Below are 13177 nucleotides of genomic sequence, written 5' to 3'. Positions count from 1 at the left end.
CGGGGGCACACCCCCCGGGCCGCCGCGGGCCGGCCACCCCCCCCCCCCCCCTGCGGGCGTTTTGTCTCAGCGCGCTTAAAACCCCCCACAACCCCCCACGACAGCTGTCCGGTACCGCCGGTGCTTCAGCGGGCGGGCCGCGGAGTTCGCCCGAGGTGTTCGGCACGCCAGTGGCGGCCCCGGCGCGGCGTCCGCCAGTGCCGTCCCCGCCAGGGGCGCACCGGTCCGCGGGCGGCGCCGAGGACCGGCCGGTGCTCGGCGAACCGGTCGGCGGTGATGCCCATCAGGACGGGGTAGCGGATCTCGCCGTGGCGCAGTTCGGTGTCGCGCGGCCGGCCTTCTTCCCGGAAGCCGAGCTCGCCGTGCAGCGCGAGCGAGGCGAAGTTCGCGCCGTTGATGCTGACCTCGCACTTGCGGTAGCGGCGCAGCTCGAACATGACCCCGAGCAGGATCGTGACGGCGTCGGCGGCGTACCCGCAGCGCCGGTACTGCGGCCCGATCCCGATGCCGTAGCTGAACCGGCCGGAGGCCGGGTCGGCCTGGATCCAGACCGACCCGACCAGCGTCCGGTTGTGCAGTGTCTCGATGGCGAAGTGGAAGTCGTCACCGGCCACCCGGTGCGTCGCCCAGTGCCGGTAGCCGCCGGCCCGCGCGTCGGCGTCGCGGTCGAACCCGATCAGGGTGCGCTGGTCCGCCGGGCGGACCTCCCGCAACCGCACTTTCCACCCCGCCCAGCTCATCGGCAGTGATGGTACAGCCCGGTCACCAGTAGCACTGGGTGGTCATGTCGTCGAGCCGGATGAACCGCGAGGAGCCGTTCGCCCCGACGATCGCCTTGACGAAGACCGGGTTGACGCCGTTGAGGTTCCACCGGGCGGTGTTGACCGCCTGGTAGGCGCCGCTGCCGTTGAGCCACGGGTAGGTGCTGGCCAGCAGGTGCCCGTTGGCGTCCCAGATCTCGATGCCGACCTGCGCCCCGCCGGCGGTCTGCATGTAGAACTGCGAAGCGCACTGGGCGTTGCCCGGCACGGAGTTCGTGACGACCCAGTAGCCCTCGAAGGCCCACCCGCTGGAGGCGAACAGCCAGCCGTTGTTCCGCCCGGACCGAGCGGTCCCGGCCCCGACGTCGAACCCGGCCGAGGCGGACCCGCCGGTCGCGACCAGCCACGAGGACTGCGGGTTGACCTCGAACCCGTCCTGCACCTGCGACAGGGAGGCATGAGCCACCCCGGAGGTGACGGCGGTGAGCGACGCGGAGATCACAGCGGCCACGGCGAACCTGCGCAGGCCTCTACCTCGGGAAATCGTTGCGGACATGGCGGTTCCTTCCTCGATTCGTACCACCTTCGCCGCAACTGAGCAGGCCGGGCGGGCCGGTGATACATCGGGTGTCACACGCTTCGCGCCGCCGGTGTCTTGAGGTCGTTGCACACCACGACCAGGAGGACGAAGTCATGGAATCCCGCATCGACCTGTTCACCACCGAGACCGGCGCCCGGCTGGTCAAGCGGTTCGCCGGGCTCGGGCAGGTGATCGAGCGGTCGCCGCTGCCGAAGACCACGCAAGAACTCGTGAGCCTGCGGGCCAGCCAGATCAACGGGTGCGGCTGGTGCCTCGACATGCACACCAAGGAAGCCGCCGCCGCGGGGGAGAGCGCCGTCCGGCTGGCGCTCGTCGCCGCCTGGCGGGAAGCCACCGTGTTCACCGAAGCCGAACGGGCCGCGCTCGCGCTGGCCGAGGAGGGCACGCGGATGGCGGATGCCGCCGAGGGCGTCTCCGACGCGACCTGGGCCCGGGTGCGCGAGCACTACGACGACGAGCAGGTGGCCGCCCTGGTCGCGCTGGTCGCCCTGATCAACGCGGCCAACCGGCTCGCCGTGATCGTGCACCGGAAGGGCGGCTCCTACGAAGCCGGGATGTTCGCCGCGGCGGCCGGGTGAGCGCGGCCGGTCAGGCGGGCACGGTGATCGTCTTGTACTCGGTGTAGGTGCCGATCCCGGTGGCGCCGTACTCGCGGCCGAGGCCGCTGGCCTTGAAGCCGCCGAACGGGCCGTCGAAGCCGATCGGTGCGCCGTTGACGGTCACCGTGCCCGTCCGCACCCGGCGGGCGACCGCCAGCGCGTGCGCGGGGTCCGCCGACCACACGCCACCGGACAGGCCGTACTCGGAGTCGTTGGCGATGCGGACGGCGTCGTCTTCGTCGTCGTAGGCGATGACGACCAGGACCGGGCCGAAGATCTCCTCGCGCGCGATGCGCATCGAGTTGTCGACGTCGGCGAACAGTGTCGGCGTGACGTAGTTGCCGTTCTCCAGCCCTGCCGGGATTTCCGGGCCGCCGGTGACCAGCCGGGCGCCCTCTTCGACGCCGAGCCGGATGTAGTCGAGGACGCGCTGCTGCTGGTCCCGGCGGACCATCGGGCCGATGAAGGTCCCGTCGGCGGCGGGGTCGCCGACCGGCAGGGATTCGATCAGGTCCTTCAGCCCGGCCACGACCTCTTCGTACCGGCTGCGCGGCGCCAGGATGCGCGTCTGCGCGATGCACGATTCGCCGTTGTTGAGCAGGGAACCGAACTTCACGCCCTGGACCGCCGCGTCGAGGTCGGCGTCGGGCAGGATGATCGCGGCCGACTTGCCGCCCAGTTCGAGGCTGACGCGCTTGAGCTGTTCGCCGGCCAGCGAGGCGATGCGGCGCCCGGCGCGGGTGGACCCGGTGAAGGCGACCTTGTCGACGTCCGGGTGCTTGACCAGGTACTCGCTGGTCTCGCGGTCGGCAGGCAGGACGCTGACGACACCCTCGGGCAGCCCGGTCTCGGCCAGCAGTTCCGCGAGCAGGTTCATGCTGAGCGTGTTCTCGGGCGAGACCTTGAGGACGACGGTGTTGCCGGCCAGCAGCGCCGGGATGATCTTGGCGAGCGCCGAGGAGAACGGCGAGTTCCACGGGATGACGGCGGCGACCACGCCGATCGCCTCCCGGCGCACGACCGACCGGAAGGGCGCGGCCGGGTCCGACGGTTCGAGCGTCGTTTCCCAGTCGAACTCCCCGGCGGCCTTGAGGAAGGCATTGGCCTGCCGGGTCAGGCCGGGCTGGCCGGCCTTGGTGAACCACAGCGCCGAACCGTTCTCCGCGGTGATCAGGGCCGCGATTTCGTCGGCGCGCTTTTCGCGCAGGCCGGCCAGCCGCCGGAGCACCGCGATGCGGTCCGCGGGTGGCGTGTGCGGCCACGGGCCTTCGTCGAAGGCCCGTCGCGCGGCCGCGACAGCGCGGTCGACGTCGGCGGGCAGCGCCTGCGCGGCGCGGCCGATGACGGAATTGTCGTGCGGGGACCGGATGTCCAGCAGGTCGGTGCTGCTCGGGGTGGTCCACGTGCCGCCGATGAAGAGCCGGGTCTGAGTGATCACGACGTACCTCCTATGTGTCACATAAACGTAGCACTTAATGGGGTCAAGCAGCGCTTGTGTGAGACGTTGCACAGGTAGTGTCACACTGCTGTGGCGCTTGGAGTAGCTTGAGGGGGTGAGAGCCGACGCCGCGCGCAACCTCGAACTGCTGCTGACGACGGGCGCCCGCATGCTCGCCGACGACCCCGCCACGAGCATCGCGGCGATCGCGGCGGAGGCCGGCGTCGACCGCCGGACCGTCTACCGCCGGTTCGCGGGCCGGGAAGAGCTGCTGGCGGCGGTGTATCAGGCAAGGTTGGCGGCGATCGAAGCGGCGATCGAAGCCGCGCGGCTCCGCGAGGCACCGGTGCCGGTGGCCCTGCACCGGTACGTCGAGGGGATCGTCGGGGTCAACCGCACCTGGCCGACCGAGGTGAGCCGGATGCGCACCGACCCGGAGATCTGGGCCCGCCGCCTGCGGGCGATCGACGAAGTGGACCTGTTCCTGCAACGCGCCACCGACGAAGGCTTCCTCCGGCCGGGCCTGCCGGACCGCTGGCCCGGCAACGTGCTCGGGCAGCTGGTCCATCTGTCCACAAAGGACCTGCCGGGCTTGGGTGACGCGCAGGCGGCGGACGTCATCGTCGACACGTTCCTGCGTGCCTTCGGCAAAGCCGGGGACTAGCCGAGAGCGTCGAGCAGTTCGCGCTCGCGCCGCGGAGCCGTCCCGGGGACCAGCATCGGCCCGTGCGGGTCACGGGCCGCGCGCGCGGCCCAGCAGCCGGACCGTCCACTGTGGTCGCCCGGGCCACCGATGAGCCCGGCCCGGGCGACGAGGAGGCGGTCGCCCACGACGGCCGCCGACGCCTGCTCGCAGGCGACCTTCGCCTCGCCGTAGGACTCCCGGCCGGCCTCGCGCCGGATGGCCGGGGCGAGCAGGGCCGCGGATTCGCCGGCTCCCGGCGTCGCGTGGGAGGCATAGGCGTTGCCGGACGAGACGTACACCCAGTGCCCGGCCTTGCCGCCCAGCACCAAGATCTCCATACCCGGCACCCAAGCACCGAAAGCACCGCCGGGCGGCCGGATTCGCCGACAGCGGAGACTCAGCCCGCCCGCTGGTGCTGCCCCGGGGCGTTCGTCCCGGTGTCGGACCCCGACAGCGCCCGGGCGGTGTTGACCAGCCCGACCATGCTGAACGCCTGCGGGGTGTTCCCGACCTGGCGGCGCGCGTCGGTGTCGTACTCCTCCGACAGCAGCCCGACGTCGTTGCGCAGGCCCAGCAGCTGCTCGAACAGGCCGCGGGCTTCGGCGGTGCGGCCGGTCGCGTTCAGCGCGTCCGCGAGCCAGAAACTGCACGCCAGGAAGCTGCCTTCGCCGCCCGGCAGCCCGTCGACCCCGCCGTCGGCGTTGGCGTCGTAGCGCCGGACGAACCCGTTGTGGGCGAGCTCGGCGCGGACGGCGTCGACGGTCCCGCGGACGCGGGGGTCGCCGGCGGGCAGGAAGCCGACGCGGGGGATGAGCAGCAGGGCCGCGTCCAGGCCGCGGGAGCCGTAGAACTGGGTGAAGGTGTTGCGATCGGCGTCGTAGCCGTGGGTGCAGACGTCCTGGTGGATCTTCTCCCGCAGCGCGCGCCAGCGCTCGACCGGGCCGTCGAGGCCGTGCTCCTGCACGGTGTGCACCGCCCGGTCGACGCCAGCCCAGGCCATCACCTTGGAGTGCACGAAGTGCCGCCGCGGACCGCGGACCTCCCACAGGCTGTTGTCCGGCTGGTCCCACTGGCCTTCGAGGAAGTCGAGCAGGCCGCGCTGCAGGTCCCAGGCCTGGTGCGAGGTCGGGAGCCCGGCCTCGCGGACGAGGTGCAGGCCGTCCAGGACCTCGCCCCAGACGTCGAGCTGGAACTGGCCGGCCGCGGCGTTGCCGACCCGGACCGGCGCCGAGCCTGCGTAGCCGGACAGCCAGTCCAAAGTGGCCTCGGGCAGCCGCCGGGTGCCGTCGAGGCCGTACATGATCTGCAGGTCGGCGGGATCGCCGGCGGCCGCGCGGACGAGCCATTCGCGCCAGGCGCGGGCCTCGTCGTGGTAGCCGGTGCCGATCAGGGCCTGCAGGGTGAACGTGGCGTCGCGCAGCCAGCAGTAGCGGTAGTCCCAGTTGCGTTCCCCGCCGAGCTGCTCGGGCAGGGACGTCGTCGCGGCGGCGAGGATGCCGCCGGTCGGGGCGTAGGTGAGGGCCTTGAGGGTGATCAGGGCGCGCCGCACCGCGGGCTGCCACTCCCCGGTGTACCGGCACCGGCCGATCCAGTCCGCCCAGAACCGTTCGGTCTCGGCCAGCGCGGTTTCGGCGTCGGCGTGCTTCGGCCGCGGCCGGTACGACGCGCCGTGGGTGAGGACGAACGGGACGCGGTCCCCGGCGGCGACGGTGAATTCGGCGTGGGTGGCCAGGTCCTCGCCGTGCAGCGGGATCGGCGTGCGGACGCGGATCGCGTCGGGGCCGGCCACCGCGACGAGCTCGTCGTCCTCGTGCCGGACCCACGGGGTGACCGAGCCGTAGTCGAACCGCAGCCGCAGCAGCATCCGCATCGGCACCCGGCCGGACACGCCTTCGACGATCCGGACGACGTCCGCGGCCTCGCCCCGCGGCGGCATGAAGTCCAGGACGCGGACGGTGCCGTCGGGAGTGTCCCACTCGCTCGACATGATCAGCGAGTCGCCGCGGTAGGAGCGCCGGGTGGCCGGCCCGCCGGACGCCGGGGCGAGCCGCCAGGTCCCCGCCTGCTCGTCGTGCAGGAGGGCGGCGAAACAGGCGGGGGAGTCGAAGCGGGGCAGGCACAGCCAGTCGATGGCGCCGTCGCGGGACAGCAACGCGGCCGTGTGCAGGTCACCCAGCAGGGCGTAGTCCTCGATCGGCGGTGCCATGGCGGTCAGCGCTCGCCGGCCAGGTCGAGGACGACCTTGACGTCGTCGCCGGTCGCCTCGAAGGCGTCGGCCGCCTTGTCCAGCGGGACCCGCCGGGTGACGAGCCCGGCCAGCCAGCCGAGGTCGGCGCGGCCGAGCGCGTCGGCGGCGGCCCGGTAGTGGCGGAGGTTGGCGTTGACCGAGCCGATGACGACGTCGTTTTCGAGGACGAGCTCGCGGTTGACGGTTCCGGCGTCGACGGTCAGGCTCCGGCCGGTGGGGGAGACGCCGGTGAGGCAGACGATGCCGTAGGAGCCGGTGCCGGCCATCGCGTCGAAGACCAGGGAGCCGACACCGGTGGCCTCCAGGACGATGTCCGGTTCGAGGGCGCCCAGTACCTTCTCGACCGGCTCGTGGTGGTAGGTCGCGCCGAGTGCCTGGGCCAGCCGGGGTTTGGGACCGTCGGTGACGCGGTCGAGGACGTGGACGTCGAGCCCCTGCTGGACGCCCAGCAGCGCGCCGAGCAGCCCGATCGGGCCCGCGCCGGTGACCAGCACCCGCTTCGGCTCGAACCACGCGCGTTCCCCGACGCGCTGGATCTGCTCCCACGCCTTCGCGACGACGGTGGTGGGTTCCAGCAGCATGCCGACGTCCCGCAGGCGCGGGTCGAGGCGCACCGCGTAGTCCGCCTCGACGGTCCACAGTTCACTCCCGTAGCCGTCGATTTCCTTGATGCCGCGCTCGGTGTAGCGGCCGTTGCGGCACATGTCGAACTCGCCGGCCGCGCACGCCCCGCACGGCACCGGGTCGGGCCGCCGGACGACGCCGACGACGAGGTCGCCCTCGGCGAAGTCGCCGACCGGTTCGAGCACCTGACCGAAGGATTCGTGCCCCAGCACCAGGCGTTCCCGGCCGGGCGGCGCCCAGCCGTACTCGCCGCGGGCGATCTCCTTGTCCGTGCCGCACACGCCGAGCGCGAGACCGCGCACGAGCAGCTCGCCGGGCCCCGGCCGCGGATCGGGCACCGTGTCGACGCGGAGGGACCCCGGCTGTTCCGGCACGACGGTCAGTGCGCGCATTCCCTGGCTCCTTGTCCGCGACGGCTCCCCGCACCAGGTTTGACGCGCGACCGCGTCGTAAAACATGCGAATGCGGGCGCATCGACGGACAAAGCCGACGAAAAGGTGGTGCTGTTCCGGGATTGCCGGAATAGCACCACCTTTTCCGGTGAATGTCGAATCGTCAGCTGAAAACCACGTCACTGCACCACATGTACGTCTGGTCCTGGTGGGACGCCTGCCAGATCGTGAAGACGACGTGGTGTCCCGTGTAGCCGGAGGTCTTGACGTCGAACGTGATGTCCTTGGCCGGGGCGTACCGGCCGGTCTGCGTGATGAAGTCGAGGTTGCCCCAGCCGAGGCGCTGCGTGGTGGGGTCGAACCCGTTCTTGCTGACGTAGACCCGGAAGTAGTCGGCGCCGTGGCTGGCCTGGTCGTACAGGTGCATCGAGAAGTTCGCGCCGATGTTGCTCGTCCGCCACGGACCCGGGGTGTTCAGGGAGTCGTTGCGCGCCAGGGCGTTGCTGCAGAGCTGGCCGTCGGGGGTGGCGCCCTGGAAGTTGCCCTTCAGCCCGTCCCGCAGTGCGCTCATCCAGTTCCACATGGTGTCGGCGTTGGCCTGGAAAGCCTGGTAGCACATGGGATCCTGCTGCTGCATGGCCGGATTCGTGTGCTGGTTGCCCCAGTCCTGCCAGCACTGGTAGGCGCGGGTGCGGGGACTGACGATGGTGCCGTGCGCCGAAGCGGCCGGAACGCCGACGAACAAGCACGTCAGCAGGGCGATGACGAGGGCGGCGACGCTCCGCCGTCCGGTCCCGGACCCGGGGATACCGCGCATACGCATGATGGGCCTCCATTCTCGGATGATCGAGCGGTGGTGATCCATGTGGGAGCGCTCCCAGCGTAGAGAGCAGCGTATCCGCGACCCGGTCGGACTTCAACCGGTAATTCGGTCATCGGGGTAGCTAATCTCCCACATCGCCAGTAGTAGTTGTTGTGCAACAATTACTTCATGGACACCCTGACCCCGCGGGGCCGGACCGTCGTGCTGCTGACGTGCTGCCTGAGCGTGGTGGTGGCCGGGCTGGACACGACGATCGCGAACGTGGCGCTGCCCTCCATCCGGCAGTCGCTGAACGCGCCGGTCAGCGGGCTGCAGTGGGTGGTCGACGCCTACGTCCTGGTCATCGCCTGCCTGCTGCTGCTCGCGGGTTCGGTGGCCGACCGGTTCGGCCGCCGCCGGGTGTTCCAGGCCGGGCTCGGGGTGTTCTCGCTCGGCTCCCTGCTGTGCGGCCTCGCGCCTTCGCTCGGGGCGCTGGTCGCCTTCCGCGCGCTCCAGGCGGTCGGCGGCGCGATGCTGAACCCGGTCGCGATGTCGATCATCGCCACCACCTTCACCGAACCGGAGGAGCGCGCCCGCGCGGTGGGCACGTGGGGTGCGGTGGCGGGCCTGGGCGGGGCCTGCGGGCCGGTGCTCGGCGGGCTGCTGGTCAGCGGGCTCGGCTGGCGGTCGATCTTCTGGGTCAACGTGCCGATCGGCCTGCTGGCCATCGCGCTGACCCGGCGGTTCGTCCCCGAGTCGCGGGCGGCGCGCGGCAAGCGGTTCGACCCGCTCGGCCAGCTGCTCATCGTCACGTTCCTCGGCCCGGTGACCGCGGCCGTCATCGAAGGGCCCCGGCACGGCTGGACGTCGCCGTTGATCGTCGGGCTGTTCGTCCTGGCCGCCGGCTCGGCGGCCGGGCTGGTGGTCACCGAGTCCCGGCGCGCGGAGCCGCTGGTGGACGTCCGCGTCTTCCGCAGCCCGGCGTTCTCCGGCGCGGCGCTCATCGCGCTGGCCGCCTTGACGGCCGTGGGCGGGTTCCTCTTCCTCAACACGCTCTACCTGCAGGAAACCCGCGGCTACAGCGCGCTGCACGCCGGCCTGCTCACCATTCCGATGGCCGCCGCGGGAGCGGTGTGCGCGGTGGTGTCCGGCCGCGTCGTGGCGGCCCGGGGCGCCCGGCTGCCGCTGGTACTGGCCGGGCTGCTGCTGGCGGTGGGGGCCGGCCTGCTGGCCGGGGCCGGCCCCGGCACCGCCGTCGGCTACCTCGTGCTCGCCTACCTGCTGTTCGGCGCCGGGTTCGGCCTGGTCGGGACCCCGATGACGACCGCGGCGCTGGCCGGGCTGCCCCGCGACCAGGCCGGGGTCGCCGGCGCGATCGCGTCGACCTGCCGCCAGACGGGCGGGGCGATCGGGGTGGCGGTGTGCGGTTCGCTCGTCGCGAGCGGGGCGGGTGCCGCGACGGCGTGGGCCGTGCTCGCCGGCTGCGGCGTCGCGACGGTGCTGCTCGGCGTGGCCTCGACCGGCCGCCGGGCCCGCGCCGAATACAGTGACCGGCACCCGCAAGTCATGGACGTGGCCGAATGAACCCCGAACCGAACACGGCGGCGCAGGTCTGGACGGCGATGCTGGCCTTCGTCACCGGCCAGGACCGGCTCCGCGCCCTGCGTCTCGAGCTGGACCTGGGCGTGGGCAAGGCCGAACTGCTGGTCAAGCTCGCCGAAGCCCCGATGACCCTGCGCGAGATCGCGCAGGCCGCGGAGGTCGACCCGCCGGCGGCGACCGTCGCGGTCGACCGCCTGGAACGCCGCGGCCTGGCCGAGCGCCGCCCCCACCCGGGCGACCGGCGCAGCAGGCTGGTCCACCTCACCGAGGCCGGCCTGGAGGCCGCCGCGACGGCTCGGCGCATCCTCACCGAACCACCGCCCGCACTGGCCGCGCTCGACGCCGCCGACCTGGCCACCCTGACGCGCATCTTCGCCACGATGAACGCCGGGCGGTGAGGTGGCCTCGTGAAAGATGGCGGCGGCCGGCCGCGGCGACCTTCGCGCCTGCCGCCCCGACGGCAGGGTGATCGCCACGGCGAGCCGCCGCCTACCCCGGACGAGCTCGCATCCAGAACCCGTCTCCGGTGACGTGCCCAGCGGCGCCGGATCTCAATCGTCGGATCCGGGACCAGGCTCAGCCCTTGGCGGTCAGCTCCAGCAGCCGGCCGGTGAGGTCGAGGAGTTCTTCCACGCTGCCGGCCAGGTAGGTGAGGTCGACGAAGGTGTGGTCCGGGGCGACCAGCTCGACGATCCCGGCCACGGATCCGGCGATGGTTTCCAAGTCCGTGCCGGGGGCGGGGTTGACCCGCAGGGCGACGCCGAGCGCCTGCGGGTCGCGGCCGGCCTCCTCGGCCTCCGCGCGGAGCTTCGCCAGGGTCGAGGTGATCACGTCGGCGGGGAACGCCTCGGGGATCGACCAGGCGGGCAGCCAGCCGTCCGCGCGCCGGGCGACCCGCTGCAGCGCCTTCCCGCCGAACCCGGCCAGGTACACCGGCGGCTTCCGCGCCGGCTTCAGACCGACGTGGCTCTCCGGGATCGTGTACCCGACGCCTTCGTGCGACACGATGTCCTCGGTCCACCAGGTCTCGAGGAGGTCGAGCAGGTCGTCCAGCCGCTTGCCGCGTTCGCCCATCGGCACGCCGACCGCGGTGTACTCGTCGGGCGACCAGCCGATGCCGAAGCCGGGCAGCAGGCGTCCGTTGCTCGCCACGTCGATGCTCGTCAGCAGCCGCGCGAGGTTCGCGGGCTGGTACTGGGTCGCGTTGATGGTGCTGGACCCGAGCACCGCGGTCTCGGTCACGGCGGCGGCGATGGCCAGCGCGGTGAAGGGGTCCTGCGCGGTGTGGAACTCTTCGGGCATGGTGTCGTAGCCCGGGTAGGGCACGACCGGGGCGACCGGCGACAGCAGCCGGTCGCCGACCCAGAGCCCGGCCGCCCCCGCCCGCTCCGCCTCGCGCGCGTAGTGCGCGATCCCGCCCGGTGTGGCCGCCGCCTTGCCGAACGTCGGAAGGCTGAACCCAAGTGGCATTGCTTCTCCCCTGAACGTGCGAACGGACCGTGCCGGTCCTGCTGCCACTAGTACTCGCATCTAGTTGCTCGTTCAAGCAGTCGGCCGCCGCTAAGCTCGGCCGCCCCGGTGCGAAAAGTTCTTCCGGGGCCGTGTCGATCCGCGCGCCGCCCGTTCGACCAGAGGGCGCGAAGGCCGGGAAGCGGCCCGCCGGAGAAGGAGCAGACGATGGCGAAGTACATGCTGATCATGCGGGGCACCGACGAGTCGAACGCGGCCATGATGGCGAACATCGACGAGATGATGGCCACCAGCCGCCGGTTTATCGAGGATCTGCTGAAGGCCGGTGTCTACGTCGCGGCCGAAGGGCTGGACGATCCGCACCAGGGCGTCGTGGTCGACTTCGGCGGCGAGACGCCGGTGGTCACCGACGGGCCGTACGGGGAGACCAAGGAGCTGTTCGGCGGGTTCTTCCTACTCGACGTCGCGTCGAAGGAAGAGGCGGTCGAGTGGGCCAAGCGCGTGCCGGCGGCGCCCGGGGCCAAGGTGGAGGTCCGGCGGGTGCCCGGCAGCGAAGAGGTCCCGCAGTGACTGCCGGCGTCGAAGCCGTCTGGCGGATCGAGTCGGCGCGGATCGTGGCCGCGCTGACCCGGTTCACCGGTGATTTCGGGCTGGCGGAGGACGCGGCCCAGGAGGCGGTGGCCGAGGCGCTGGTGTCGTGGCCGCGCGCCGCCCCGGCCGACCCGGCCGGCTGGCTGATGGCCACGGCCCGGCGGCGGGCGATCGACGCGATCCGCCGCCGGGCCGCCCTCCGGGACCGCTACGCGACGCTGGCGACCGAACCGGTGACGGCCGCCCCCGAGGTGGACCCGGACCGGATCGACGACGACGTGCTCGCGCTGATGTTCGTCAGCTGCCACCCGGTGCTCTCGCCGGAGTCCCGGGTGGCGCTGACCCTGCGTGTGGTGGCCGGGTTGTCGAGCGCGGAGATCGCCCGGGCGTTCCTGGTGCCCGTGCCGACGGTCCAGGCCCGCATCACCCGCGGCAAGAAGACGATCGCGGCGGCCGGTGTCCCGTTCGAGCTGCCGCCGGCAGCCGAGCGCCGCGAGCGGCTGGGCGGCGTGCTGAGCGTGATCTACGTGATCTTCACGGAGGGGTCGACGGCCACGGCGGGCGACCGCCTCGTCCGTCCGGAGGTGGCGTACGAGGCGATCCGCCTGGCCCGCACGCTGGCGGCGCTGCAGCCGGACGAGCCGGAGGTCCACGGCCTCCTGGCGTTGTGCGAGCTGACGGCGGCCCGCTTCCCGGCCCGCACGGCCCCGGACGGATCGCCGGTCCTGCTCGAGGACCAGGACCGCCACCGCTGGGACGTCTCGGCGATCCACCGCGGCCTGGCGGCCCTGGCCAAGGCGTCGCCGAGGGGCCTGGGCCCGTACGGCCTCCAGGCGGCGATCGCGGCGGTCCACGCGTCGGCGCCTTCGGTCGAGGAGACGGACTGGGACCGGATCGTGGTGCTGTACGAGGCACTGGGCCGGGTGGCGCCGTCACCGGTGGTCGAGCTCAACCGGGCGGTGGCGGTGGCGATGGCGTCGGGCCCGGAGCAGGCCCTGCGGATCGTGGACGAGCTGATCGCCACGGACCGCCTGCCGGGCTCCCACCTGGCCCCGACCGTCCGCGGCGAGCTCCTGGCCAGGCTCGGCCGCGTCCGGGAGGCCCGCACGGAGCTGGAGCTGGCGGCCGGCCTGTGCGGCAACGAACGCGAGCGTTCGGTCCTGCTGCGCAAGGTGGCCGCGTTGGACGGAACGGATTAGGCGCGCAGCGACGTACACCTTCAGGTCCGGCCACGGCCACCGGTCGGCGTGGGCGCGAGGATCTGCATTTCGGCGGCTCCCGGTCGTGAGGTCCTTCCACCATAAGGGAAAGCACGGGACGGCGGTGCCACCCCGTCCCCGCGGGTGGCACCGCCTGGTGGTCAC

14 protein-coding genes are annotated in these 13177 nt (G+C 72.4%); 6 read left to right on the top strand and 8 right to left on the bottom strand.

Annotated features, from left to right (window positions below; genetic code table 11):
- Positions 1–125 precede the first annotated feature (125 nt).
- Together AB0M93_RS25225 and AB0M93_RS25220 are read right to left on the bottom strand one after the other, a co-directional pair.
- Entirely contained in the window at positions 126–740 is a 615-nt protein-coding gene (locus AB0M93_RS25225) for a GNAT family N-acetyltransferase (RefSeq protein WP_364276757.1), read from the bottom strand.
- A gap of 22 nt (positions 741–762) precedes the next feature.
- The gene (locus AB0M93_RS25220; protein ID WP_364276755.1) at positions 763–1272 is read right to left on the bottom strand and encodes a hypothetical protein; all 510 of its coding nucleotides are present in this window, start codon (positions 1270–1272) and stop codon (positions 763–765) included.
- A gap of 182 nt (positions 1273–1454) precedes the next feature.
- Between AB0M93_RS25220 and AB0M93_RS25215 the strand changes: the two genes are divergently transcribed.
- Positions 1455–1940 (top strand): carboxymuconolactone decarboxylase family protein, encoded by a 486-nt coding sequence (locus AB0M93_RS25215; protein ID WP_364276754.1) that lies wholly within the window; start codon positions 1455–1457, stop codon positions 1938–1940.
- A gap of 10 nt (positions 1941–1950) precedes the next feature.
- Here the strand turns inward: AB0M93_RS25215 and AB0M93_RS25210 are convergent, their stop codons facing one another.
- Positions 1951–3399, bottom strand: a complete 1449-nt coding sequence (locus AB0M93_RS25210) for an aldehyde dehydrogenase (protein ID WP_364276752.1) — start codon at positions 3397–3399, stop codon at positions 1951–1953.
- Positions 3400–3514: 115 nt separating this feature from the next.
- On the opposite strand from AB0M93_RS25210, the gene AB0M93_RS25205 reads away from it, so the two are divergent.
- Positions 3515–4063, top strand: a complete 549-nt coding sequence (locus tag AB0M93_RS25205) for a helix-turn-helix domain-containing protein (RefSeq protein ID WP_364276750.1) — start codon at positions 3515–3517, stop codon at positions 4061–4063.
- Here the strand turns inward: AB0M93_RS25205 and AB0M93_RS25200 are convergent.
- The 4 genes from AB0M93_RS25200 to AB0M93_RS25185 all read right to left on the bottom strand — a co-directional run bounded on the left by AB0M93_RS25200 (position 4060) and on the right by AB0M93_RS25185 (position 8165).
- Positions 4060–4422 (bottom strand): hypothetical protein, encoded by a 363-nt coding sequence (locus tag AB0M93_RS25200; RefSeq protein WP_364276748.1) that lies wholly within the window; start codon positions 4420–4422, stop codon positions 4060–4062. The genes AB0M93_RS25205 and AB0M93_RS25200 overlap by 4 nt on opposite strands.
- 59 nt (positions 4423–4481) lie before the next feature.
- On the bottom strand, positions 4482–6290 hold the full coding sequence (locus AB0M93_RS25195) for a glycoside hydrolase family 15 protein (RefSeq protein ID WP_364276747.1): 1809 nt from the start codon (positions 6288–6290) through the stop codon (positions 4482–4484).
- Between the two features lie 5 nt (positions 6291–6295).
- Positions 6296–7348: a glucose 1-dehydrogenase gene (locus AB0M93_RS25190; protein WP_364276745.1), complete on the bottom strand. Its 1053-nt coding sequence runs from the start codon at positions 7346–7348 to the stop codon at positions 6296–6298.
- Between the two features lie 163 nt (positions 7349–7511).
- Entirely contained in the window at positions 7512–8165 is a 654-nt protein-coding gene (locus AB0M93_RS25185) for a lytic polysaccharide monooxygenase (protein WP_364277076.1), read from the bottom strand.
- A gap of 174 nt (positions 8166–8339) precedes the next feature.
- Here AB0M93_RS25185 and AB0M93_RS25180 point away from each other — a divergent pair, with 174 nt between their 5' ends.
- Positions 8340–9734: an MFS transporter gene (locus AB0M93_RS25180; RefSeq protein WP_364276743.1), complete on the top strand. Its 1395-nt coding sequence runs from the start codon at positions 8340–8342 to the stop codon at positions 9732–9734.
- Positions 9731–10150 (top strand): MarR family transcriptional regulator, encoded by a 420-nt coding sequence (locus AB0M93_RS25175; protein ID WP_364276741.1) that lies wholly within the window; start codon positions 9731–9733, stop codon positions 10148–10150. Before AB0M93_RS25180 ends, AB0M93_RS25175 begins: the two co-directional genes overlap by 4 nt.
- A 178-nt stretch (positions 10151–10328) precedes the next feature.
- On the opposite strand, the gene AB0M93_RS25170 is transcribed toward AB0M93_RS25175, so the two are convergent.
- The gene (locus tag AB0M93_RS25170) at positions 10329–11222 is read right to left on the bottom strand and encodes a TIGR03619 family F420-dependent LLM class oxidoreductase (protein WP_364276739.1); all 894 of its coding nucleotides are present in this window, start codon (positions 11220–11222) and stop codon (positions 10329–10331) included.
- Positions 11223–11429: 207 nt separating this feature from the next.
- Here AB0M93_RS25170 and AB0M93_RS25165 point away from each other — a divergent pair, with 207 nt between their 5' ends.
- A complete protein-coding gene (locus AB0M93_RS25165) occupies positions 11430–11792 on the top strand; it encodes a YciI family protein (protein ID WP_364276738.1) in 363 nt (120 codons plus the stop codon).
- Entirely contained in the window at positions 11789–13012 is a 1224-nt protein-coding gene (locus tag AB0M93_RS25160; RefSeq protein ID WP_364276736.1) for a sigma-70 family RNA polymerase sigma factor, read from the top strand. Before AB0M93_RS25165 ends, AB0M93_RS25160 begins: the two co-directional genes overlap by 4 nt.
- The last annotated feature ends 165 nt before the right edge of the window (positions 13013–13177 follow it).

Origin of the sequence: Amycolatopsis sp. NPDC051102 (assembly GCF_040682815.1) — a bacterium.
In the GTDB taxonomy this organism is placed as follows: Bacteria; Actinomycetota; Actinomycetes; order Mycobacteriales; family Pseudonocardiaceae; genus Amycolatopsis.
Note: the sequence above shows the minus strand (reverse complement) of the source record. Positions and strands in the feature narration are given on the sequence as shown.

Bases quoted from the DNA above. Each gene is read 5' to 3' on its own strand.
- AB0M93_RS25215 (WP_364276754.1), top strand. From the start codon at position 1,455: ATGGAATCCCGCATCGACCTGTTCACCACCGAGACCGGCGCCCGGCTG.
- AB0M93_RS25180 (WP_364276743.1), top strand. From the start codon at position 8,340: ATGGACACCCTGACCCCGCGGGGCCGGACCGTCGTGCTGCTGACGTGC.
- AB0M93_RS25185 (WP_364277076.1), bottom strand. From the start codon at position 8,165: ATGCGCGGTATCCCCGGGTCCGGGACCGGACGGCGGAGCGTCGCCGCC.
- AB0M93_RS25200 (WP_364276748.1), bottom strand. From the start codon at position 4,422: ATGGAGATCTTGGTGCTGGGCGGCAAGGCCGGGCACTGGGTGTACGTC.
- AB0M93_RS25190 (WP_364276745.1), bottom strand. From the start codon at position 7,348: ATGCGCGCACTGACCGTCGTGCCGGAACAGCCGGGGTCCCTCCGCGTC.
- AB0M93_RS25175 (WP_364276741.1), top strand. From the start codon at position 9,731: ATGAACCCCGAACCGAACACGGCGGCGCAGGTCTGGACGGCGATGCTG.
- AB0M93_RS25170 (WP_364276739.1), bottom strand. From the start codon at position 11,222: ATGCCACTTGGGTTCAGCCTTCCGACGTTCGGCAAGGCGGCGGCCACA.
- AB0M93_RS25195 (WP_364276747.1), bottom strand. From the start codon at position 6,290: ATGGCACCGCCGATCGAGGACTACGCCCTGCTGGGTGACCTGCACACG.
- AB0M93_RS25225 (WP_364276757.1), bottom strand. From the start codon at position 740: ATGAGCTGGGCGGGGTGGAAAGTGCGGTTGCGGGAGGTCCGCCCGGCG.
- AB0M93_RS25165 (WP_364276738.1), top strand. From the start codon at position 11,430: ATGGCGAAGTACATGCTGATCATGCGGGGCACCGACGAGTCGAACGCG.